Below are 21,959 nucleotides of genomic sequence, written 5' to 3' on the forward strand. Positions count from 1 at the left end.
CGCCGGGTGGCCCGGATCGGCGTGGCGCGGCCGTGGAGCGCGCGCCCGCGGCCTCATGCGGCACGCGTTACGCGTGCGACAGGCCCGCTGCGCCGCCTTCGGCGACCGCAGCATCATACAACGCGGTTTGCGCGATTGCCGCGGCGATCGCCGCGTCGTCATGCGGATCGTCGAGCATGCCCCAGCGCCGGTATTGGGACAGGAACCAGCGTCCTTCGCGCGGATCGGGCCGGTTCACGGCGCCGCCGCCGTGGAAACGGATCGGCAGCGGCGGCGCGGCGAACGGCCCCGCGCCGTAGTCGCCGAGCAGGCGCGGCGCGATCAGCCGGGCCGGCACGCCGAGCGCATCGGGCGACGCGAGCCAGTCGGCCGCCTCGCGGCGATGCGCGGCGCTGTCGAGCCACGCACACGCGTCGACGAGCGTACGGATCAGCGCGCGCGCGGTGGCCGGATACAGCGCGACGAAGTCGCGCCGGGCGGCCAGCACCTTCTCCGGATGATCGGGCCAGATCTCGCTCGTGACCGCGACGGTCCGGCCCGCGCCGCACGCTTCGGCTACTGCGTGCCACGGTTCGCCGGAACAGAAGCCGTCGAGCTCGCCACCGGCGAGCGCGGCGACCATCTCGGGCGGCGGGATCACGACGCTGCGCACGTCGCGCAGCGGATCGATGCCGTGTGACGCGAGCCACGCGTTCAGCCACATCGCGTGCGTGCCGGTCGGGAAGGTTTGGGCGAGCAGCGGCTTGCGGCCGAGCGTCGCGAACGCGTCGCGCACGCTGCCGGTTGTGCGAACCGCGTCGGCGAGACCGCGCGACAACGTGATCGCCTGGCCGTTGCGGTTCAGCACCATCAGCGCGGCCATGTCGGCCTGCGGGCCGCCGATGCCGAGCTGCAGCCCGCAGACGAGCCCGTACAGCGCATGCGCCGCATCGAGCTCGCCGCTGAGCAGCTTGTCGCGCACGGCTGCCCACGACGGCTGGCGACTCAATTCGAGCGTGAGGCCGTGCCGCGCGCCGAGGTTCAGGCGCTGCGCGACGATCAGCGGGGCCGCGTCGCTCAGCGCGACGAACCCGAGGCGAAGATGCGCGCGTTCCGGCGCGGCGGGAGGTGAGCTATTCATGGCGGTCATGACTGGGGTGACGCGTCGAGCAGTTGTCGCGCGACGTCGACGATGCGCAGGCCCTGATCCATCGCACGCTTGCGCAGTGCCGCATACGCATCGTGCTCGGACAGCTTGCGCTGGTCCATCAGCGCGCGTTTCGCGCGGTCGATCAGTTTGCGTTCCGCGAGTTCGCGCTCGACGTCGGCGAGCCGGCGGCGCAGCGCATCGTCGTGCGAGAAGCGCGCGAGCGCGACTTCGAGAATCGGGGCGAGACGCTCGGCCGACAGCCCTTCGACGAGATACGCGCTGACGCCTGCGCCGACCGCCGCACGGATCAGTTCCTGGTCGGCGTCGTGGCTGAACATCAGCACGGGGCGCGGCGCGGTCGCGTGCATCACCGCGAGCTGTTCGAGGGTATCGCGCGACGGCGAATCGGTATCGATGATCACGACGTCGGGACGCTGCTCCTCGACGGCCGCGGGCAGCCGCGCGGGCGTCGCGACGTCGTTCAGCATCTCGTAGCCGAGGCGCGCGAGTGCGTCGCCGAGCTCGCCGATCGGCTTGTCGGTGTCGGTGACGAGCAGCACGCGCAGGCGGGTGGTCGGGGCAGGCGAACTCATGAGGCGGGCAACAGGGGCGGTGACGCTTCGGCGCAACGCGCGAACGATGCAGGCAAGCCGCATGCGCGGCCGGCGGTGACGGGAAGGGGGAACGGCCGAAGCCGCGCGACGCCGTGCATGTCAGGCGGCCCGCGAAAATGCGGTGTCGGCCGCGGCGTCTGCGCACTGCGCGGCTGCTGCGCCGATTGCGCCGCCGACGAGGATCACGGCCGGGCTGCCGAGCCGCGCAGCCTCGATGCCGTGTGCGAGCGTGCCGAGCGTTCCGGTCCAGCGGCGTTCGTCGGGCGTACCGGCCCATTGCACGGCGGCTGCCGGCGTCGACGACGGCAGCGCGGCGAGCAGGCCGGCCGCGATGCTGTCGACGCGGCTCATGCCCATGTAGATCGCGAGCGTGGTGCCGGTCGACGCGAGTCTTGCCCAGTCGGGTTCGCCGTGATCCTGGCGGTGCGCGGTGACGAACGTGACGCCCTGGCAGTGCTCGCGGTGCGTGAGCGAGATGCCGAGGCATGCGGCGGCCGCGAATCCCGACGAGATGCCGTTGACGATCTCGACCGGAATCGCGGCGGCGCGCAGCGTCGCGAGCTCTTCGCCGGCACGGCCGAACAGCAGCGCATCGCCGCCTTTTACGCGCACCACGTGCGCGCCGCGCAGCGCGTAGCGGCGCATCAGCTTTTCGATGAATGCCTGCGGCGTGGAGCGGCAGCCGCCGCGCTTGCCGACGCGGATCACGCGCGCTTGCGGCGCGAGTTCGACGATGCCGGGCGCGACGAGGTCGTCGAGCAGCAGCACGTCGGCCGCGGCCAGTGCCTTCACGGCCTTCAGCGTGAGGAGATCGGGATCGCCGGGGCCGGCGCCCAGCAGCGTGACTTTGCCAGTCGTCATGTCGTGTTCCATTGCCGCATGCGTCGTGCGGCGGCCGATAACGGATGGTCTGCGCGGCGGCGGGCGGTCGAGACGCACCGGTGTCCTGCCGTGCCGCGCACGGGAGGACGCCGTTGTCCTGACGGGCCCGCCGTGAAGGGCGGGCAGGGTTTGCGGGGACTGCCCACCGGCGCCGTTGCCGGTGTGATGCGTCGATCGAGCAATATCCGGGCCAACCGGCGCGCGGCGCCGGCGCGTGCAGCGCGCGACGAGCCGTATGACGGATGGGGGCGCGCGTGCAGGCTAGCAGGCAGCCGCCGCGCGCGGCGGCCGTCATGCCGCATCGGCGTGCCTCGTGCGCCGCCGGCGCGCACCGCGATGTCGCACGGCGACAGTGCTGCAGCGCACCACATCTGTGCCTCGCTGCCTCAAAGCGCGTCGTGCGTCGCGTGTCGCGGCACATCGCCTGTCGACCGGCAAGCCTTGCAGCGCGGGGCCGAAGGCCCGATCGGCGGCGACATGGCACGGCGCTTGCGTTAGCCGATTCGGGCGGATCAATGGCGATTCGTCCGCAGTACCGATTACCGACGCGCCCGGCAACGGGCTTCATGGGCAACGGCGTCCTACGCATCGGGTCTCGACGAGACCGGGTGCGCAGGACGCCGTTTTTCGTTTGGCGGATGACATGACCGACAAAGCTACCCGTATCGATCTCTTCAGCTTCCGCACCGCGCCGATGCGCGCGTTCCACATGACGTGGATGGCGTTCTTCGTGTGTTTCTTCGCGTGGTTTGCGTGCGCGCCGCTGATGCCGCTCATTGCACGCGAATTTCATCTGACGGCGGCTCAGGTCGCCAACATCAACATCGCCGCGGTGGCCGCGACGATCGCCGTGCGGCTGCTCGTCGGCCCGCTGTGCGACCGCTTCGGCCCGCGCCGCGTGTATGTCGGCCTGTTGCTGCTCGGCGCGATCCCCGTGTTCGCCGTGTCGTTCACGCACGACTATCTGTCGTTCCTGATCTGCCGGCTCGGCATCGGCGCGATCGGCGCAGGCTTCGTGATCACGCAATACCACACGTCGGTGATGTTCGCGCCGAACGTCGTCGGTACTGCGAACGCGACGACGGCCGGCTGGGGCAACGCCGGGGCCGGCGCGACGCAGGCGCTGATGCCGCTGCTGGTCGCCGCCGGCCTGATGCTCGGCTTCGGCGAGGATTCGTCGTGGCGCATGGCGCTGGTCGTGCCGGGCATCGCGATGCTCGCGATGGCGTGGGCGTACTGGCGCTTCACGCAGGACTGCCCGCAAGGCGATTTCGTCGCGCTGCGCAAGCAGGGCGTGACAGTCGACAGCGGCAAGAAGGGCGGCTGGGCGAGCTTCTTCGCCGCATGCGGCAACTATCGCGTGTGGATGCTGTTCGTCACGTACGGCGCGTGCTTCGGCGTCGAGGTGTTCATCCACAACATCGCCGCGCTGTACTACGTCAATCACTTCAGCCTGTCGCTGAAGGACGCCGGTTTCGCGGTCGGCCTGTTCGGGCTGCTCGCGCTGTTCGCCCGTGCGCTCGGCGGCTGGCTGTCCGACAAGATCGCCGCACGCCGCAGCCTCGACGTGCGTGCGGCGCTGCTGTGCGCGCTGATCGTCGGCGAAGGGCTCGGGCTGATCTGGTTCTCGCATGCGCAAAGCATTGGCGTCGCGCTCGTCGCGATGCTGGTCTTCGGCCTGTTCACGCACATGGCCTGCGGCGCGACCTATGCGCTGGTGCCGTTCATCGACCGCAAGGCGCTCGGCGGCGTCGCGGGGATCGTCGGCGCGGGCGGCAACGTCGGCGCGGTGGCCGCGGCCTTCCTGCTGAAGGGCGTCGGCGACGTGCAGCAGACGCTGAGCCTGCTCGGCCTTGCCGTCACCGCGACCGCGCTGTGCGCGATGGCCGTGCGCTTCAGCGAAGAACACAAGGCACGCGAAGCCGAGCTGCGCGATCGTGCGCTGGCCGCCGCCAACGCCGCGAACTGATCGATCGAAGGAAGCGTCATCATGAAACTCATCGTCATCGGCCACGGCATGGTCGGCCACAAGTTCCTCGAATGCGTCGCGGCGGAAGCCGGCACGGCGGGCGCGCTGCAGGTCACCGTGCTCGGCGAGGAGCCGCGGCCGGCCTACGATCGCGTGCACCTGTCGGAATTCTTCGCGGGCAAGTCGGCGGACGACCTGTCGCTCGTCGAACCGGGCTTCTTCGAGCGCTATCCGCGGTTCGACCTGCGCCTGAACGCGCAGGTCGCGTCGATCGACCGCGCCGCGCATACGGTCACGCTCGCGTCGGGCGAAACGCTCGCGTACGACAAGCTGGTGCTCGCCACGGGCTCGCGCCCGTTCGTGCCGCCGGTGCCGGGGCGCGATCGCGCGGGCTGCTTCGTGTACCGGACGATCGAGGACCTCGAGGCGATGCAGGCGTGCGGCGCGCACGCGAAGCGCGGCGTCGTGATCGGCGGCGGGCTGCTCGGCCTCGAATGCGCGAAGGCGCTGCGCGACATGGGGCTCGACACGCACGTCGTCGAATTCGCGCCGAGGCTGATGGCCGTGCAGGTCGACGACGGCGGCGGCCGGATGCTGCGCGCGAAGATCGAGGCGCTCGGCGTGACCGTGCATACGGGCAAGAACACGCTGGAAATCGTCGATGGCGACGAAGGCACGCACCGGATGGCGTTCGCCGACGGCACGCATCTCGACACCGACATGATCGTGTTCTCGGCCGGCATCCGCGCCCGCGACGAACTGGCGCGCGCCTGCGGGCTCGACATCGGCCCGCGCGGCGGCGTCGCGATCGACGACGCCTGCCGCACGAGCGATGCCGACATCTACGCGATCGGCGAATGCGCGGCGTGGAACGGCATGGTGTACGGCCTCGTCGCCCCCGGCTACGACATGGCGCGCGTGGTCGCGAAGCAGCTCGCTGGCGACGCGCACGATGCGGCCGCTGCCGCGTTCGCGGGCGCCGACATGAGCACGAAGCTGAAGCTGATGGGCGTCGACGTCGCGAGCATCGGCGACGCGCACGGCACGACGGCCGGCAGCCGCACCTACCAGTACGCGGACGAGCGCCGCCAGGTCTACAAGAAGCTCGTGGTGTCCGACTGCGGCAAGTTCCTGCACGGCGCGGTGATGGTCGGCGATGCAGCCGAATACGGCACGCTGCTGCAGATGATGCTCAACCGCATCGAGCTGCCCGAGTCGCCGGAATTCCTGATCCTGCCGTCGTCGGACGGCGCGGCGAAGCCGGCGATCGGCGTCGATGCGTTGCCCGCGGCCGCCCAGATCTGCTCGTGCAACAACGTGTCGAAGTCGCAGATCTGCACGGCCGTCGCCGACGGCGCGACGAGCCTCGGCGCGCTGAAGACGTGCACGGGCGCCGGCACGTCGTGCGGCGGCTGCGTGCCGCTCGTCACGCAGATCATGAAGGCCGAGATGAAGAAGCAGGGTCTGTCGGTCAACAACCATCTGTGCGAACACTTCGCGTATTCGCGCCAGGCGCTGTTCCACCTGATTCGCGTCGAGCGCATCACGACGTTCGACGAACTGCTGGCGAAGCACGGCCGCGGGCTCGGCTGCGACGTGTGCAAGCCGGCCGTCGCGGGCATCCTCGCGTCGTGCTTCAACGAATTCGTGCTGAAGCGGGAACACGCAAGCCTGCAGGATTCGAACGACTACTACCTCGCGAACATCCAGCGCGACGGCACGTACTCGGTCGTGCCGCGCATGCCGGGCGGCGAGGTCACGCCGGAAGGGCTGATCGCCGTGGGGCAGGTTGCGAAGAAATACGGCCTGTACACGAAGATCACGGGCGGTCAGCGCGTCGACCTGTTCGGCGCGCGTGTCGAGCAGCTGCCGTCGATCTGGGAAGAGCTGATCGAGGCCGGCTTCGAATCGGGTCATGCCTACGGCAAGGCGCTGCGCACCGTGAAGTCGTGTGTCGGGTCGACCTGGTGCCGCTACGGCGTCGACGATTCGGTCGGCCTCGCGATCGACCTCGAAAACCGCTACAAGGGGCTGCGCGCGCCGCACAAGATCAAGTTCGGCGTATCCGGCTGCACGCGCGAGTGCGCGGAAGCGCAGGGCAAGGACGTCGGCATCATCGCGACCGAAAAAGGCTGGAACCTGTACGTGTGCGGCAACGGCGGGATGAAGCCGCGCCACGCGGAACTGCTCGCGTCCGATCTCGACCGCCCGACGCTGATCCGCACCATCGACCGCTTCCTGATGTTCTACGTGCGCACGGCCGACCGGCTGCAGCGCACCAGCGTGTGGCGCGACAACCTCGAAGGCGGCCTCGACTACCTGATCGACGTCGTCGTGCACGACAAGCTCGCGATCGCGGCCGAACTCGAAGCCGACATGCAGCACGTGGTCGACACCTACGAGTGCGAATGGAAGAAGGCCGTGACCGATCCCGACACGCGCAAGCGCTTCCGTCACTTCGTGAACAGCGACGCGCCGGATACGACCATCGAATTCGTCGAGACGCGCGGACAGATTCGTCCCGCGACGCCCGGCGAACGCACGGGCGGCAAGCCCGTGTCGATTCCCGTTGTCGCCGAAAGTGCCACCGTTTGACCGTGACCGACGCCAGCGTCTATTCCAAGGAGCCCATCATGAACGATCGTCTTCCGCTGTCCTGGACCCGCGTGTGCCCGCTCGACGACATCGTGCCGAACACCGGCGTGTGCGCACTCGTCAACGGCGAGCAGGTCGCGGTGTTTCACGTCGCGCATCCCGACGGCGGCGTGTTCGCGATCGACAACGTCGATCCCGTGTCGCAAGCGGCCGTGATGTCGCGCGGGCTGATCGGCAGCCTCGGCGAGCGCGTCGTCGTCGCGTCGCCGCTGTACAAGCAGCACTTCGACCTGCGCACCGGCGAATGCCTGGAAGCGCCCGAGCAGTCGGTGAGCGCGTATCCGTCGCGGATCGAGGACGGCTTCGTGTGGGTCGCGGCCTGAACGCGCCGGAGCACGCATGACCGCCACTTCCGTCAAGAGCGTGTGCCCGTACTGCGGCGTCGGCTGCGGGATGGTGCTGCACGTCGAGGACGGCGAAGTCGTCAAGGTGTCCGGCGACGCCGACCATCCGACCAACTTCGGGCGGCTGTGCACGAAGGGTTCGTCGGCGCACGTCGCGCTGCGCCGCTCGGGGCGGCTCGACCGCGCGTTCGTGCGCCGCGCGCGCGAGGACGACCTCGTGCCGCTGCCGGCGCGCGACGCGATCGCCGAAACCGCGCGCCGCCTGCGCGCGATACTCGATGCGCACGGCCCCGACGCGCTGTCGTTCTACGTATCGGGCCAGATGTCGATCGAGGCGCAGTACCTCGTCAACAAGCTCGCGAAGGGCTTCGTCGGCACCCACAACATCGAGTCGAACTCGCGGCTCTGCATGGCGAGCGCGAGCACCGGCTACAAGCAGTCGCTCGGCGCGGACGGCCCGCCCGGGTCGTACCAGGACTTCGATCGCGCGAACCTGTTCTTCGTGACCGGCGCGAACATGGCCGATTGCCATCCGATCCTGTTCCTGCGGATGATGGATCGCGTGAAGGCCGGTGCGAAGCTGATCGTCGTCGATCCGCGCCGCACCGGCACCGCCGACAAGGCCGACCTGTTCCTGCAGATCCGGCCGGGCACCGATCTCGCGCTGGCCAACGGCCTGCTGCACCTGCTGCATGCGAACGGCCGCACCGATGCCGCGTTCATCGACGCGTACACGGAAGGCTGGGACGCGATGCCCGCGTTTCTCGCCGACTACACGCCCGAGCGCGTCGCGGCGATCACGGGGCTCGCGGAAGCCGACCTGCGCACGGCTGCGCAATGGATCGGCGACGCGCAGGAATGGATGAGCTGCTGGACGATGGGGCTCAACCAGAGCACGCACGGCGTGTGGAACACCAACGCGATCTGCAACCTGCATCTCGCGACGGGCAAGATCTGCCGCCCCGGCAGCGGCCCGTTCTCGCTGACCGGCCAGCCGAACGCGATGGGCGGGCGCGAGATGGGCTACATGGGGCCGGGCCTGCCGGGCCAGCGCTCGGTGCTGTCCGACGACGATCGCCGCTACGTCGAGCATCTTTGGCGCGTGCCTTCCGGCACGCTGCGCAAGGAGACGGGGCAGGGCACGGTCGACCTGTTCTCGCGGATGGCGGCCGGCGACATCAAGGCGTGCTGGATCGTCTGCACGAACCCGGTCGCGACCGTGCCGAATCGGCAGAATGTGATCGCCGGGCTGCAGGCCGCGGAACTCGTGATCGCGCAGGACGCGTTCCTCGACACCGAGACCAACCGCTACGCGGACATCCTGCTGCCCGGCGCGCTGTGGGCCGAGGGCGACGGCGTGATGGTCAACTCCGAGCGCAACATGACGCTGATGCGTGCGGCGGTCGCGCCGCCCGGCGACGCACTGCCCGACTGGCGCATCGTCGCGGAAGTCGCGCGTGCGATGGGCTTCGGCGATGCGTTCGACTATGCGTCGGCGGCCGACGTGTTCGACGAGATCGTGCGTTTCTCGAATCCGGCGACCGGCTACGACCTGCGCGGTGCGAGCCACGCGGCGCTGCGCGACGGCCCGGTGCAATGGCCGGTCGCGCCGGGCACCGCGCGCGAGCGGCACCCGATCCGCTACCTGAACGACGGCGTGAGCCAGACGCTGCGCGCGGCCGCCGACGGCAACGAGGCACCGCGCGTCGCGTTCCCGACGCCGTCGGGCAAGGCGCGCTTCTTCGCCCGGCCGCACGTCGATCCGGCCGAGCTGCCCGACGGCACGTTCCCGATCGTGCTGAACACCGGCCGGCTGCAGCATCAATGGCACACGATGACGAAGACGGGCAAGGTCGCGATGCTGAACAAGCTGAACCCGCGCCCGTTCGTCGAGTTGCATCCCGACGATGCAAGCGCGCTCGGCATCGCCGCGAAAGACAGCGTCGAAATCCGCTCGGTGCGCGGCCGCGCGGTATTGCCGGCCGTCGTGACCGAACGCGTGCAGCGCGGCAACTGCTTCGCGCCGATGCACTGGAACGACGTGTACGGCGACGACCTGTGCATCAACGCGGTGACGAACGACGCGATCGATCCGGAATCTCAGCAACCCGAACTGAAATACTGCGCGGTCGCGTTGCGACGCGTCGACACGGATGCGTTCGCGTCCGCCGGCGACGACACGGCGCAACCCGATGCAGGCGAGGACGATGCACCGCCCGCGCCTGCGATCTCGCCGATCGCGGCTTCACAGGAATTCGACATGGCAGACATCGACACTTTCGCGGCCGCACTCGGCGTCGCCGATCTCGCGCCGCCGCCGCTGACCGACACCGAGCGGCTGTACGTGGCCGGCCTCGTCAGCGGGCTGAAGGCGAGCGTCGGCCGTCGCGAAGGCGGCGTGCCCGTGCTGCCGGCCGGCGCACCGTTGACGCCGCCCGTGCGGTTCTGGCTCGACGGGATGCTTGCGGGGCTGTTCAGCCGCTCGCTGCCTGCCGGTGCGCAGATCGCCGCGACGCCTGCACTGCCGGCCGACGCCGCTGCCGCCGGCGGCGTGCGCATCGTGCGCGCGCGCCCGAAGGTCGTGCTGCTGTGGGCGTCGCAGACCGGCAACATCGAATCGCTGACCGAGGATTACGCAACGCAATTGATGAACGCGGGCTTCGAGATCCGCACCGCATGCATGTCCGACTATCCGGTCGCGTCGCTTGCCGGTGCGCAATACGTGCTGCTGATGACGAGCACGTTCGGCGACGGCGATGCGCCCGACAACGGCACCGAATTCTGGGACGCGCTGCAGGCCGGCAGCGCTGCGCGCCTCGACGGCGTGCATTTCGCAGTGCTCGCGTTCGGCGACCGCAACTACGACCAGTTCTGCGGCCACGGCCGCCGGCTCGATGCGCGGCTCGCGGAACTCGGCGCGGCACGCCTGTGCGCGCGCGTCGATTGCGACGTCGAATTCCAGCGCGATGCCGACCAGTGGCTCGAGCGCGTCGTCGCGCGGATCAAGGAGGCCGATGCCGCGCTGCACGCGGTGCCGTCCGGCGGGATGAGCGCGTCGGGGCTGCTGCCGACGAAGGCGCATCCGGCGCCGTCGAAGCTCGTCGCGAACCTGCGGCTGAACCGGCCAGGCGCCGCGAAGGATACGCGCTACGTGTCGTTGTCGACCGAAGGGGCGAACCTCGAATACGAAACCGGCGACGCGCTCGGCGTGTGGCCGACCAACTGCCCGGAACTGGTCGACGAACTGTTGTCGGTCACCGCGCTGAAGGCCGATGCATCCGTGTCGGTGCCGGGCGTTGGCGACATCCGGCTCGGCGAAGCGCTCGCGCACCACTTCGACATCACGCGCCCGCATCCGGACACGCTGGCCTTCATCGCGTCGCGCAGCACGAACGGCGCGCTGAAGTCGCTGCTCGGCGAAGATCGCAAGGCCGACCTCAAGCAATGGTTGTGGGGGCAACAGCTTGCGGATGTGCTGCACGAATACCCGGTCGATCTGTCGGGTACGGAACTGGTCGGCATGCTCAAGCGCATGCAGCCGCGTCTCTATTCGATCGCGTCGAGCCCGAGCGCGCACGCGGGCGAGATCCACCTGACCGTGTCGGCCGTGCGCTATCACAACGGCCGGCGCGCACGCAAAGGCGTCGCGTCGACGTTCCTCGCCGATCGCGCGGACGACGGCCGCGTGCCGGTGTTCGTGCAGAAATCCGCGCATTTCCGTCCGCCGGTGAACGGCGACGTGCCGATCGTGATGGTCGGCCCCGGCACCGGCGTCGCGCCGTTCCGCGGCTTCCTGCACGAGCGGCAGGCGCGCGGCGCACGCGGGCGCAACTGGCTGTTCTTCGGCGAGCAGCACGCGCAGACCGACTTCTACTACGGCGACGAGCTGGGCGCGATGCACGACAGCGGCTTCCTCACGCGGCTCGACCTCGCGTTCTCGCGCGACCAGGCCGACAAGATCTACGTGCAGGACCGGATGCGCGAGCAGGGCGCCGAGCTGTTCGCATGGCTGGAGGACGGCGCGCACTTCTACGTGTGCGGCGATGCCGCGCGGATGGCCAAGGACGTCGACATGGCGCTGAAGGCGATCGTCGCCCGGCACGGCGGCATGTCGGACGAGGCCGCGAACGACTACGTCGCGCGGCTTTCGAAGGCGCGGCGCTACATGCGCGACGTGTATTGATCTCCGGCGACGCGCGCCGGGCGGGTTACGCCTGATCGTCCGGTTGCGGGCGGCCGAACCACTGCCGGCTCGAGCGCGACAGCAACAGCAAGGTCGCCAGCACGAAAAGACAGTAGACGGTGCTCAGGAAATCGGACGGTCGGTGGGCGGCCGCGAATGCCATCATGGCCAGCGTGGCGACGACCAGCCCGATCATCGTGATGCGCGCCCAGTTCTTCCGGCGCGCGATCTGCACGACGAGCAGCGCGAGGACGACGGCGAGCGCGATGAACATCGTCGCGAGCATCTGGACGAGCCTGGTGCCGAACGCGTCGCGCGAGAAGCGGCCGAGCAGGGCTGGGACGATCTCCGACTCGAACACGGCGACCCGGTACGCGAAGATGCACCACGCGCCCGTCAGCAGCGTGACGGCTATCCGGACCGTTTCCGGCGCATCGCCGCTGAAAATCGGCATCTTCTTCAGCGAAGTCATTTTCATTCTGGCGTTGTCCTTCGCGGCGGCGGGCATGCCGCTTGCACTCGGCTGGCGGCGTAGCGGCCGCAGGCGGGAATCGATCGTCGCAGCGTAGCACAGGCGCGGGCGCCGGCCGGTTCGTTTCGCAGCCGGCGCGCGCCGTTTCTTCAAGCGGGCGCGAGCAGGGTGCGGAGCTGTTCTCTTCCCCGGAGGACGGCGCGCATTTTCCACGTATGCGGCGGACGGTTGTCCGCCGCTTCGCCGGCCGGTTACTGCTGCCGCTCCCACGCACGCGCCTGCTCGGCGCGCACGAACGCTTCCGACGAGGCCGGCAGCAGGTTGCGGAACGCGCCGCCGTCGCGGTCGATCACGTCGACCATCTTCGCGATCATTTCCTCCGGATCGTGCTGTTCGAGCGGGAACGTCAGCCGCTCGGGCGTCACGGTATGGACGGACGGGTCGTGCCAACGCCGTGCCGTTTCCATCATCCGGTCGTTGAAGCCCGTGCGGTACGGGCCCGGGTTCACGACCGCGACCTTGATCCCGTGCGGCGCCAGTTCCGCGTGCATCGCCTCGGCCACCGATTCGACCGCGTGCTTCGACGCGCAGTACGCGCCGGTGAACGGCCCCGTGATCAACCCGGCGATCGACGACACGAACACGATCTTGCCGTGCTTGCGCGCGAGCATCCCGCGTGCGATCTGCTGCGTGAGTTCGAGCGGCCCGAACACGTTCACGTCGAACAACTCGCGGACGATCTCGACCGGCAGGTCGACGAGCGCGCCGGCTTCGCCGACGCCCGCGTTGTTCACGAGCACGTCGATGTCGAGTTCGGCGGCGCGGGCGCGATCGTAGGCCGACGTGACGTCGAGCTTCACCGCGCGCAACGCGGTGCCGCGCTGCGCGGCGGCGTCCGTCAGTGCGTCGATCTCGACGACGGTGCGTACGCCGGCCGTCACGTCGTGGCCGCGCTCGGCGAGGCGCAGCGCGACTTCGCGGCCGAAGCCCGTGCCCGCGCCGGTGATGAGGATGCGTTTCCGTGTCATCTGCTTACCTTGTGGAGTGAAGGGTTGCCTGAAAAAGGTCGCGGCAGTGCTGCGCGATCGCGGTGTCTTCGTCGACGCTGCCGCCCGAGATGCCGATCGCGCCGACGCAGCGCCCGTCGCCGTCGACGAGCGGCTCGCCGCCGCCGAACGTGACGAGCCCGCCGTGACTGTGTTCGATGCCGCGCAGCGGACCGTCGCCCGACATCGCGCCGAGCGCGCCGGTCGACGCGCGAAAGCGGACGGCCGTCAGCGCCTTGCGCTGCGCGAGATCGATCGCGCCGAGAAAACAGTCGTCGGTGCGCACGAACGCGAGCAGGTTCGCGCCGGCATCGACGACGGCGATCGCGACGCCGGCCACCTGCAGCGATGCGGCATGCGCGAGCGCCGCGTCGATCGTGCTGTGGGCGACGGCGAGCGGCACGGGGCATGCAGCGGTGAGCGGGTTCATGTGAGGCTCCGAGGGGACGACAGCGCCAGTGTAGGCAGTTGCGGTATATGGGAGAATCCGCATTCCGCTCGAAGCAGTTTCAAGTTTTTTTAATGATGGACGGACGATGAGCAGACGCGATCCAATGGCCGGGCTGCACGTGTTCATGACCGTCGCGACGGCCGGCAACTTCACGCGCGCCGCCGCCGCGCTCGGCCTGACGCCGGCGGCCGTCAGCCTGGCGATCGGGCAACTCGAGGGCGAACTCAACGTGAAGCTGTTCAACCGCAGCACGCGCGGCGTGAGCCTCACGGAAGCCGGCCAGCGCTACTGGCGGCAGACCGAACCCGCGTACCGGCAGGTCAGGCAGGCACGCGACGAACTGAAGGATGCGCGCAGCGAGCCGAACGGGCTGCTGCGCGTGACCGCGCTGCCGCTCGCGCGCTTGCTCGTGATCGCGCCGGTGCTCGCCACGTTCCGCGAGCGCTATCCGAAAGTCCGGCTCGAAATTCGCTACGAGAACGAGCTCGTCGACATCGCAAAGGATGGCTTCGACGCGGGGATTCGCCTGGCCGACCGATTGCAGCCGGGCATGATCGGCGTTCGGATCGCGCCTGCGCTGACGTGTGCGCTGGTCGCGTCTCCGGCCTATCTTGCGCGGCACGGCACGCCCGAGTCGATCGCCGCGCTCGCGCGGCATGCGTGCATCCGTTTCCGGTTTTCGGAGAGCGGACGCCTGCACAAATGGCTGCTGCACGACGGGCGACGCGACGTCGATCTCGATCCGGACGGCGTGTTCGTGACGAACGACGACGATGCGGTGATCGACGCGGCGCGCGCCGGTGTCGGCATCGCGTTCGCGTTCGTACGCGAGCGGATCGAGCAGGACCTGCGCGACGGCACGCTCGTCGAGGTGCTGCCCGGTGCGTGCCGGACGCTGCCGCCGATGTGGCTTTACTACGTGAATCGCAAACACGTGCCGGCCAAGCTGCGCGCGTTCATCGACGTGCTGCGCGAGCGCGACGGCGCGGACGCGCCGTAATCGCATCGGCCGGCTGCAGCGATGGCGCTGGCGGTGCATGATGGCGGCTCCAGCCACGAAGCCATGGAGTCGCGTCATGACGGCATCCCCGCATTTCCCGATTCGAACCCTTGTGATTGCCGCGGCGCTGGCCGGCGCCGCGATCTGCAGCGCACCAGCCATCGGCCAGACCCAGACGTCGACCTTGCCGGCCGGCTCGGCGGCTGCGACGCCAGACAACGCAATATTGCTGACGGTTTTCCTGAAACACGACCAGTCGCGCCCGCTTGCCGAGCTGAATGCGCAACTCGCGAAGCAGGGGTTCTACAAGGCGTTTCCGCCGCCGGGCGTCGAAGTGGTGAGCTGGACCGTGACGATGGGGATCGGGCAGATCGTCGTGCTGCGGCTGCCGGCGTCGCGGCTGCGCGAAGTCAATCGCGTGCTCGAGGATACGGCGTGGGGGGCTTACAGAACGGAGTTCTATCCGACGTACGACTACAAGGCGATCGCGTTGGGAGAGCGTGAGCGGGGGAAGTGAGGCGAGCCGAGTGTCTCTGCACTGATGAAGTGCGCGGGCGGGCGCCCCGGATCAACCCGTCCCCATTCCCGAAACACCCCGCGCCAACCCGTGTTCATCCTCGCACGCCGGGCGTCGTCCGGCAGATTTCTCCCAAATGCATCGCAAGTCATTCATCTGATGAAAAAACCGCCGCGGTTCCCGGTATGATGCGCACCTTGCGTTCGTTGGACGCTGTTTCTTTATGCGTTTTTGATGTGCGAGAAACCACAAATCGGCACAAAGCCGACGTGAAAGATTCTGTAATATAAATTCCGTATACTTGAAAGTTCTGATCCAGGCGCTGCCAGCCTTGCCTTTCGGCCGGCCGCCCACGCAGAACAACCAGATTCGTCGCCGCCTGGCTCTCTTGCGCCGCGACACGCTATGCACCACCACTGAACAACTTATGTCTTCCCGCCACTCAGGTTCGCCCGGCCGTGCCGCGGCGGTGATCGCCCGTGCCCGGGCGTTGATCCGCAACGAGCGCGTGCTGTCGCCGCTGCTCGCGCTCGGTATCGGCCTGCTGCTGATCGTGGTCTTCCAGCATCTGTCGGAATCCGTCGACTACCGGTCGGTGATCCGCGAGTTGCGTCACATGTCCGTCGGCGAGTGGGGCGCATCGCTGGCCGCGACGGCCCTCAGCTATCTCGCACTCGTCGCCCGTGACGCGGTCGGGCTGCGCTATGTCGCCGCGAAGGTGCCGCGCGTCGCGTTGTGGATCGGCGCGATCGCCGGTTCCGCGCTCGGCAACGCAACCGGCTTCGGCGCGCTGACGGGCGGCGCGGTTCGCGCCCGCGTGTACGGCGTGTCGGGCGTCACGCCCGCACAGATCGGCCGGATGACGGTGTTCACGAGCGGTACGCTGGCGCTGGCGATGGTGCTGATGACGGCGGTCGGCATGGTCTGCGTGCCCGAGGCGCTCGCCGCGATGCTGCACGTCGCGCCCGGCGTGCTCACGTGGGGCGGCGCCGCGCTGCTCGTGGTATTGGCCGCGATGGTCGTGATGTGCGGCAACACCGCGCGCCCGGTCGTCACGCGCTTCAAGTGGCTGTCGTTCGACGTGCCCGCGCGGCGCGATCTCGTCGCGCAGGTCGTCTACGCGGTGCTCGACGTCGTCGCCGCGGGCCTGACGCTGTGGGTGCTGCTGCCGGCCGCACCGGTCGGCTTTCCGACCTTCATCACCGTCTACGCGGCCGCGCTGCTGCTCGGGATGATCGGCCATACGCCGGGCGGGATCGGCGTGTTCGAAGCCGCGATGGTGTTCACGCTCGGCCGCGAAGTGCCCGCGCACGCGATGGTCGCCGCGCTGATCGCCTATCGCGCGATCTATTTCGGCGTGCCGCTCGTGCTGTCGGCCGGCCTGCTGGCCGGCTTCGAGGGCCGCGCGCTGCGGCGCCGGCTCGTCACGCGGCAGGCCGTGCGCGTGTCGCAGCTCGCACCGGTGTTCCTGAGCCTCGTGACGTTCGCGGTCGGCGGGATGCTGGTGATCTCGAGCGCGACGCCCGCGTTCTGGCACCGGATCGCGATCCTGCGCCATATCGTGCCGTTGTGGGTGCTCGAAGGCTCGCAGGTGATCTGCAGCGTGCTCGGCGTCGCGCTGCTGTTCGTCGCGCGCGGGCTGCTGCGGCGGCTCGACGGCGCGTGGTGGATGACCTTCGCGTTGACGCTCGCGAGCCTCGCGCTGTCGCTCGCGAAGGGCCTCGCGTTCGTCGAGGCCGGCGTGCTCGGCACGCTGCTCGTGCTGCTGCTCGTCAGCCGCCGCCGTTTCAACCGCCATTCGTCGCTGCTCGCGGAGCGCTTCACGGTGAGCTGGTTCGTGTCGGTAACGATGGTGCTGATACTGGCCGTATGGGTGCTGTTCTTCGCGTTCCGCGATGTGCCGTACACGCGCGAACTGTGGTCGCATTTCTCGTTCGATGCGCGCGCGCCGCGGGCGCTGCGCGCGACGCTCGCATCCGGCGTGTTCGTCGCACTGTTCGCGCTGTGGCAATTGCTGCGTCCGGCGCCCGGCCGCTTCGTGAAGCCCGTGCCGCAGGACCTGTTCGACGCCGAACGGATCATTCGCGCGCAGGAGTGCAGCGATGCGGGCCTCGCGCTGATGGGCGACAAGTCGTTCCTGTTCTCGGAATCGCGCCAGGCGTTCCTGATGTACGCGAAGAACGGCCGCACGTGGGCCGCACTGCATGACCCGGTCGGGCCGCGCGAGGAGTGGCCGGCGCTGATCAGCAAGTTCATCGCGCTCGCGCACGCGCACAGCGGCCGCGCGGCGTTCTACCAGGTGCGGGCGAATGCGCTGCCGCTGTATCTCGACGCGGGCCTCACGCTGATGAAGCTCGGCGAGGAAGCGCATATCGCGCTCGACCAGTTCGACCTGAAGGGTTCGAACCGGTCGCACCTGCGCTACGCGCTGCGCCGCGGCGACAAGGACGCGCTGACGGTCGAGGTGATCGCGCCGGGCGACGTGCCGGCCGCGCTGCCGGCGCTGCGCGACATCTCGGACGGCTGGCTCGACAGCCGCGATGCACGGGAGAAGAGCTTCTCGGTGGCCGCGTTCCACGACGGCTATCTCGCGACGCAGTCGGTGATGCTCGTGCGCCAGGCCGACAAGCCGATCGCGTTCGTCACGTTCATGACGACCGACCTCAATACCGAGGCGACGGTCGGCGTGATGCGCCATCTGCCGGACGCGTCGCCGTACGCGATGGAGTATCTGTTTACGCAGCTCGCGCTGCATCTGAAGGAAGCGGGTTTCCGCAAGCTGAGCCTGGGTATCGCGCCGTTCTCGGGGATGGGGGCGGCGAAGATGCCGTCGCCGTTGCACCGGATCGGGCTGATGGTCTGGCGCTTCGGCGGCCGCTTCTACAACTTCCGCGGCTTGCGCGCATTCAAGAGCAAGTTCGAACCGCACTGGGAGCCGCGTTACCTCGCAGCCTCGGGCACGGTCGGCGTGTTCGTCACGCTCGCGGATCTGTCATTGCTGGCTGGAGGTCGGCGCTCATGAGTTTGAAGAAGGGAATCGCGCGGGCGGCAGCCGCCTGCGCGGGAATGATGCTGGCCGGCGCCGCGTGCGCCACGCAGCCGGCCGCCGTGAAAGCCGAAACCGTGTCGGGCGGCCGCTATGGGCCCGTCACCGTGACCCGGCCGAGCGGGCCGCTGCGCGGATTCGTCGTGCTGTTCTCGCGCGAGGCCGGCTGGAATGCCGCCGATCAGCAGGCGGCCGATGCGCTGGCGAAAGCCGGGGCGATGACGGTCGGCGTCGATTCCGAGCGTTACGCGATGAATCTCGCGGCGAAGCAGGAGACCTGCCACCACCTCGACGGCGACGCCGAGGCGGTCAGCCACCAGCTCGAACGTCTCGCGCAGTCGTCGCGCTACTTCACGCCGATCGTCGCGGGCGTGGGCCAGGGCGGTGCGATCGCGAAGCAGATCCTGTCGATGGCGCCGGAGAACACGATCGCCGGCGTCGTATCGGTCGGCCCGGCCGCGAAGCTCGATCCGCGCTTCAAGCCGTGCCCGCCCGATCCGACGATCGTGCGCCGCGCGATGCCGGGCTTCGTCGAAACGGCGGCCGCGGGCGACAACACGAAGCTCGTGCCGCTCGTGACGGCGCACCTGCGTGACACCAGCAGCAATGCCGAACTCGACGTGTCGGACCTGCCGCTCGTCGAGCTGCCGGCCAAGGGCGGCAGCGACCGGCTGGCGATCGTGATCTCGGGCGACGGCGGCTGGCGCGATCTCGACAAGACGATCGCCGAGGCGCTGCAGCGCGACGGCGTGTCGGTGGTCGGCATCGACAGCCTGCGCTATTTCTGGAGCGAGAAGCCGCCTGCGCAGGTGAGCCACGATCTCGCACGCGTGATGCGCACGTACACGGCGCGCTGGCATGCGAGCCGCGTGGCGCTGGTCGGCTACTCGTTCGGCGCGGACGTGATGCCGTTCGCGTACAACCGGCTGCCGGCCGACCTGCGTGACAAGGTCGTGGTGATGTCGCTGCTCGGCTTCGCGCCGGCCGCCGATTTCCAGATCCGCGTGACGGGCTGGCTCGGCATGCCGGCGAGCGAGAATGCGCTGAAGGTCGCGCCTGAAATCGCGAAGGTGCCGCCGCCGCTCGTGCAGTGCTTCTATGGCGCGGAAGAGAAGGACACGATGTGCCCGGCGCTCGCGAACACGGGCGCCGACGTGATCAAGACGCAGGGCGATCACCACTTCGGCCGCGACTACATCGCGCTCGAGAAGAAGATCCTCGGCGCGTTCGGCAAGCCGGTGGCGGCACGCTGAACGCCGGCGCCCGCGTCAGCGGCGGGCACCGGCCGGATTGCTTCCGGTGCTTCGTACGGGCGGCCAGCGTGCCGCCCGTTTCATTTTCCGGCCGGCGCTGCCGCGTTCTGCGGCGGCGTGACCGTTCTCGCATCGCGTTGATAGAAACCCGGAAACCGGTCGAGTTGTCGCCGTGCGGCCACGATGTCGGTATCGTCGCCGAGCACGGCGCTCGAGAACCCCGTGCGTTCCATCAGCAGCAACTGGTCGACCAGCACTTCGCCGGTCGCGCGCAGGTCACCCGTGAAACCGTAGCGCTTGCGCAGCAGGTACGCCTGGCTGTACGCGCGGCCGTCGGTGAACGACGGAAACTGCAGGTCGATGCGCGCGGCACGAGCGATCCGAGACGCGAGCGGCGGCAATTCTTCGTCGTTGCCGATCATCAGCGTCGTGTCGTCGTGCAGCGGCGTGTCGCCGGCGTGTTCGGCCGGCGTCAGCAGGCGGATGCGTGCGTGTGCGTTGGACGTTTCCTGGTTCATGCGTGCTCCGCCGAGTGGCGCGCGTCGTTCGCGGCGGCCTTGAAGGGTTCCGCGCCGATGCGGCGCACCGTGTCGATGAATCGTTCGCTGCGGCCGTTCGTATCGATCCGCGCGTCGAGGTATGCATTGACGATCGCGTCGACGACATCGACGATCTCGTCAGCCGCGAATGACGGGCCGATGACCTTGCCCGGCCGCGCGGGGCCGCTCGCGGCCGAGCCGTCCGACCCGCCGAGCGTGACCTGGTACCACTCCGCGCCGTCCTTGTCGACGCCGAGGATGCCGAGGTGGCCGCTGTGATGATGCCCGCACGAATTGATGCAGCCGCTGATGTGCAGGTCGATGTCGCCGATGTCGTGCAGCAGGTCGAGATCCTGGAAACGCTCGGTGATCGCGTCGGCGATCGGGATCGAGCGCGCGTTCGCGAGCGCGCAGAAATCGCCGCCCGGGCACGCGATCATGTCAGTCAGCAGCCCGACGTTCGCGCTCGCGAGCCCGATCGCACGGGCGTTCTCCCACAGCAGGAACAGGTCGTCGACGTGCACCCACGGCAGCACGACGTTCTGCGTGTGCGTGACGCGCGCCTCGCCGGCCGAGAAGCGGTCGGCGAGATCGGCGAGCGCGTCGAGCTGGTCCGGCGATGCGTCGCCGGGGGCCTGCAGGCGGCGCTTGAACGACAGCGTGACGATGCGCAGCGCCGGATCGCGATGTTCGGCGACGTTGCGCGCGAGCCAGCGTGTGAATGCCGGATGGCGGGCCGCCTGCGCGGACACGCGCGCATCCGCATCGGACATGTCGAGCGTGCGCGGCTTGAGCCGTGGCGGGACGAACGACGCGGCGATGCGGTCGAACTCAGCCTGCGGGATCGTGTGCGGGCCGCCGTCGAGGTCGACGATCTGGCGGAACTCTTCCTCGACGTCGTCGATATAGCGCTGCCCCTCGGTCTTCACGAGGATCTTGATGCGCGCCTTGTACTTGTTGTCGCGGCGCCCGTAGCGGTTGTACACGCGGACGATCGCCTCGATGTAGTTCATCGCGTGCTGCCACGGCAGGAACGCGCGCAGCAGCGTAGCGATCATCGGCGTGCGGCCCATCCCGCCGCCGACACTGACGCGAAAGCCGAGTTCGCCTGCGTCGTTGCGCACGAGCCGCAACCCGACGTCGTGCCAGTCGGTCGCCGCGCGGTCTTCGGTGGCACCGGTGATCGCGATCTTGAACTTGCGCGGCAGGAACGCGAATTCGGGGTGCAGCGTCGTCCACTGGCGCATCACTTCGGCGAACGGGCGCGGATCGGCGATTTCGTCCGGCGCGACGCCCGCGCGCTCGTCGCACGAAATATTGCGGATGCAGTTGCCGCTCGTCTGGATGCCGTGCATGTCGACGGTCGCGAGCAGGTCCATCACGTCGGCCGCTTTCGCGAGCGGAATCCAGTTGAACTGCACGTTGGTGCGCGTCGTGAAGTGCGCGCTGCGGGTCGGCAGGCGCAATGTGCCGAGCAGCGCCTGTGCGTCGCGCGCGGCGCGGTAGGTGGCGTCGTCGGGCACGTCGTAGTCGCGCGCGATCCGCGCGAGCACGCGAAGCTGCGCGCTCGACAGTTCGCCGTACGGCACGGCGACGCGCAGCATCGGCGCGTGGCGCTGCACATACCAGCCGTTCTGCAGCCGCAGCGGCCGGAACGCGTCTTCGCTGAGCGTGCCGTGCTGCCAGCGCTCGAGCTGGTCGCGGAACTGGGCGGCGCGGCTGTGCACGAGCGCCCGGTCGAAATCGGTATATCGGTACATGACGTGATACGCGAGAGGAGCCGTGGCGCGGAGCGCGCGGCTCGGGACAGACGTTGCGACGGGTGTCAGGCAACCGGAGACAGCGTAGGGAACGCGGTG

The 21,959-nt window shown here is 69.1% G+C and carries 16 protein-coding genes; 8 read left to right on the plus strand and 8 right to left on the minus strand.

All coding sequences use genetic code 11. From position 1 onward, the window contains the following. Positions 1-67: 67 nt before the first annotated feature. The 3 genes from DIE03_RS02400 to cobA all read right to left on the minus strand — a co-directional run bounded on the left by DIE03_RS02400 (position 68) and on the right by cobA (position 2,604). On the minus strand, positions 68-1,120 hold the full coding sequence (locus DIE03_RS02400; protein WP_124447087.1) for a CmpA/NrtA family ABC transporter substrate-binding protein: 1,053 nt from the start codon (positions 1,118-1,120) through the stop codon (positions 68-70). 5 nt (positions 1,121-1,125) lie between these two features. Then, positions 1,126-1,722, minus strand: a complete 597-nt coding sequence (locus DIE03_RS02405) for an ANTAR domain-containing response regulator (protein WP_124447089.1) — start codon at positions 1,720-1,722, stop codon at positions 1,126-1,128. 120 nt (positions 1,723-1,842) lie between these two features. Then, positions 1,843-2,604 (minus strand): uroporphyrinogen-III C-methyltransferase, encoded by a 762-nt coding sequence (cobA, locus tag DIE03_RS02410; protein WP_124447091.1) that lies wholly within the window; start codon positions 2,602-2,604, stop codon positions 1,843-1,845. Between the two features lie 664 nt (positions 2,605-3,268). Here cobA and DIE03_RS02420 point away from each other — a divergent pair. Genes DIE03_RS02420 through DIE03_RS02435 form a run of 4 tightly spaced genes read left to right on the plus strand, consistent with a single transcriptional unit; the run spans position 3,269 to position 11,776 of the window. Then, positions 3,269-4,594 (plus strand): MFS transporter, encoded by a 1,326-nt coding sequence (locus tag DIE03_RS02420; protein WP_124447093.1) that lies wholly within the window; start codon positions 3,269-3,271, stop codon positions 4,592-4,594. A 21-nt stretch (positions 4,595-4,615) separates the two neighbouring features. Next, positions 4,616-7,189 (plus strand): nitrite reductase large subunit NirB, encoded by a 2,574-nt coding sequence (gene nirB, locus DIE03_RS02425; protein ID WP_124447095.1) that lies wholly within the window; start codon positions 4,616-4,618, stop codon positions 7,187-7,189. A 38-nt stretch (positions 7,190-7,227) separates the two neighbouring features. Further along, a complete protein-coding gene (gene nirD / locus DIE03_RS02430) occupies positions 7,228-7,572 on the plus strand; it encodes a nitrite reductase small subunit NirD (protein WP_124447097.1) in 345 nt (114 codons plus the stop codon). Between the two features lie 16 nt (positions 7,573-7,588). Then, positions 7,589-11,776, plus strand: coding sequence for a bifunctional nitrate reductase/sulfite reductase flavoprotein subunit alpha (locus DIE03_RS02435; protein WP_124447099.1), 4,188 nt, complete (start codon positions 7,589-7,591; stop codon positions 11,774-11,776). A 25-nt stretch (positions 11,777-11,801) separates the two neighbouring features. On the opposite strand, the gene DIE03_RS02440 is transcribed toward DIE03_RS02435, so the two are convergent. The 3 genes from DIE03_RS02440 to DIE03_RS02450 all read right to left on the minus strand — a co-directional run bounded on the left by DIE03_RS02440 (position 11,802) and on the right by DIE03_RS02450 (position 13,724). After that, the gene (locus DIE03_RS02440) at positions 11,802-12,254 is read right to left on the minus strand and encodes a hypothetical protein (RefSeq protein WP_124447101.1); all 453 of its coding nucleotides are present in this window, start codon (positions 12,252-12,254) and stop codon (positions 11,802-11,804) included. Between the two features lie 245 nt (positions 12,255-12,499). Further along, positions 12,500-13,276, minus strand: a complete 777-nt coding sequence (locus DIE03_RS02445) for an SDR family oxidoreductase (protein WP_124447103.1) — start codon at positions 13,274-13,276, stop codon at positions 12,500-12,502. A 4-nt stretch (positions 13,277-13,280) separates the two neighbouring features. After that, entirely contained in the window at positions 13,281-13,724 is a 444-nt protein-coding gene (locus tag DIE03_RS02450; RefSeq protein WP_124447105.1) for a heme-binding protein, read from the minus strand. Positions 13,725-13,830: 106 nt separating this feature from the next. On the opposite strand from DIE03_RS02450, the gene DIE03_RS02455 reads away from it, so the two are divergent. From DIE03_RS02455 to DIE03_RS02475, 4 genes are all read left to right on the plus strand, one after another. After that, entirely contained in the window at positions 13,831-14,745 is a 915-nt protein-coding gene (locus DIE03_RS02455) for a LysR family transcriptional regulator (RefSeq protein ID WP_124447107.1), read from the plus strand. Between the two features lie 76 nt (positions 14,746-14,821). Beyond that, positions 14,822-15,262, plus strand: a complete 441-nt coding sequence (locus tag DIE03_RS02460) for a hypothetical protein (RefSeq protein ID WP_124447108.1) — start codon at positions 14,822-14,824, stop codon at positions 15,260-15,262. Between the two features lie 427 nt (positions 15,263-15,689). Next, a complete protein-coding gene (gene mprF / locus DIE03_RS02470; protein WP_124447110.1) occupies positions 15,690-18,284 on the plus strand; it encodes a bifunctional lysylphosphatidylglycerol flippase/synthetase MprF in 2,595 nt (864 codons plus the stop codon). Beyond that, positions 18,281-19,561: a virulence factor family protein gene (locus DIE03_RS02475; protein WP_124447112.1), complete on the plus strand. Its 1,281-nt coding sequence runs from the start codon at positions 18,281-18,283 to the stop codon at positions 19,559-19,561. The genes mprF and DIE03_RS02475 overlap by 4 nt, the downstream gene beginning before the upstream one ends. An 80-nt stretch (positions 19,562-19,641) precedes the next feature. Here the strand turns inward: DIE03_RS02475 and DIE03_RS02480 are convergent, their stop codons facing one another. Both DIE03_RS02480 and DIE03_RS02485 read right to left on the minus strand, forming a co-directional pair. Then, positions 19,642-20,079, minus strand: coding sequence for a DUF934 domain-containing protein (locus DIE03_RS02480; RefSeq protein WP_124447114.1), 438 nt, complete (start codon positions 20,077-20,079; stop codon positions 19,642-19,644). After that, complete coding sequence (locus tag DIE03_RS02485; protein ID WP_124447116.1) at positions 20,076-21,860, minus strand: nitrite/sulfite reductase; 1,785 nt, start codon at positions 21,858-21,860, stop codon at positions 20,076-20,078. The genes DIE03_RS02480 and DIE03_RS02485 overlap by 4 nt, the downstream gene beginning before the upstream one ends. Positions 21,861-21,959: the final 99 nt, after the last annotated feature.

It is taken from the genome of Burkholderia sp. Bp8992, assembly GCF_003853705.1.
In the GTDB taxonomy this organism is placed as follows: domain Bacteria; phylum Pseudomonadota; class Gammaproteobacteria; order Burkholderiales; family Burkholderiaceae; genus Burkholderia.

What these genes read in the sequence shown, in the direction of transcription:
- DIE03_RS02400 (WP_124447087.1), bottom strand. Translation starts at nt 1,120, where the DNA reads ATGAATAGCTCACCTCCCGCCGCGCCGGAACGCGCGCATCTTCGCCTC.
- DIE03_RS02405 (WP_124447089.1), bottom strand. Translation starts at nt 1,722, where the DNA reads ATGAGTTCGCCTGCCCCGACCACCCGCCTGCGCGTGCTGCTCGTCACC.
- cobA (WP_124447091.1), bottom strand. Translation starts at nt 2,604, where the DNA reads ATGACGACTGGCAAAGTCACGCTGCTGGGCGCCGGCCCCGGCGATCCC.
- DIE03_RS02420 (WP_124447093.1), top strand. Translation starts at nt 3,269, where the DNA reads ATGACCGACAAAGCTACCCGTATCGATCTCTTCAGCTTCCGCACCGCG.
- nirB (WP_124447095.1), top strand. Translation starts at nt 4,616, where the DNA reads ATGAAACTCATCGTCATCGGCCACGGCATGGTCGGCCACAAGTTCCTC.
- nirD (WP_124447097.1), top strand. Translation starts at nt 7,228, where the DNA reads ATGAACGATCGTCTTCCGCTGTCCTGGACCCGCGTGTGCCCGCTCGAC.
- DIE03_RS02435 (WP_124447099.1), top strand. Translation starts at nt 7,589, where the DNA reads ATGACCGCCACTTCCGTCAAGAGCGTGTGCCCGTACTGCGGCGTCGGC.
- DIE03_RS02440 (WP_124447101.1), bottom strand. Translation starts at nt 12,254, where the DNA reads ATGAAAATGACTTCGCTGAAGAAGATGCCGATTTTCAGCGGCGATGCG.
- DIE03_RS02445 (WP_124447103.1), bottom strand. Translation starts at nt 13,276, where the DNA reads ATGACACGGAAACGCATCCTCATCACCGGCGCGGGCACGGGCTTCGGC.
- DIE03_RS02450 (WP_124447105.1), bottom strand. Translation starts at nt 13,724, where the DNA reads ATGAACCCGCTCACCGCTGCATGCCCCGTGCCGCTCGCCGTCGCCCAC.
- DIE03_RS02455 (WP_124447107.1), top strand. Translation starts at nt 13,831, where the DNA reads ATGAGCAGACGCGATCCAATGGCCGGGCTGCACGTGTTCATGACCGTC.
- DIE03_RS02460 (WP_124447108.1), top strand. Translation starts at nt 14,822, where the DNA reads ATGACGGCATCCCCGCATTTCCCGATTCGAACCCTTGTGATTGCCGCG.
- mprF (WP_124447110.1), top strand. Translation starts at nt 15,690, where the DNA reads ATGTCTTCCCGCCACTCAGGTTCGCCCGGCCGTGCCGCGGCGGTGATC.
- DIE03_RS02475 (WP_124447112.1), top strand. Translation starts at nt 18,281, where the DNA reads ATGAGTTTGAAGAAGGGAATCGCGCGGGCGGCAGCCGCCTGCGCGGGA.
- DIE03_RS02480 (WP_124447114.1), bottom strand. Translation starts at nt 20,079, where the DNA reads ATGAACCAGGAAACGTCCAACGCACACGCACGCATCCGCCTGCTGACG.
- DIE03_RS02485 (WP_124447116.1), bottom strand. Translation starts at nt 21,860, where the DNA reads ATGTACCGATATACCGATTTCGACCGGGCGCTCGTGCACAGCCGCGCC.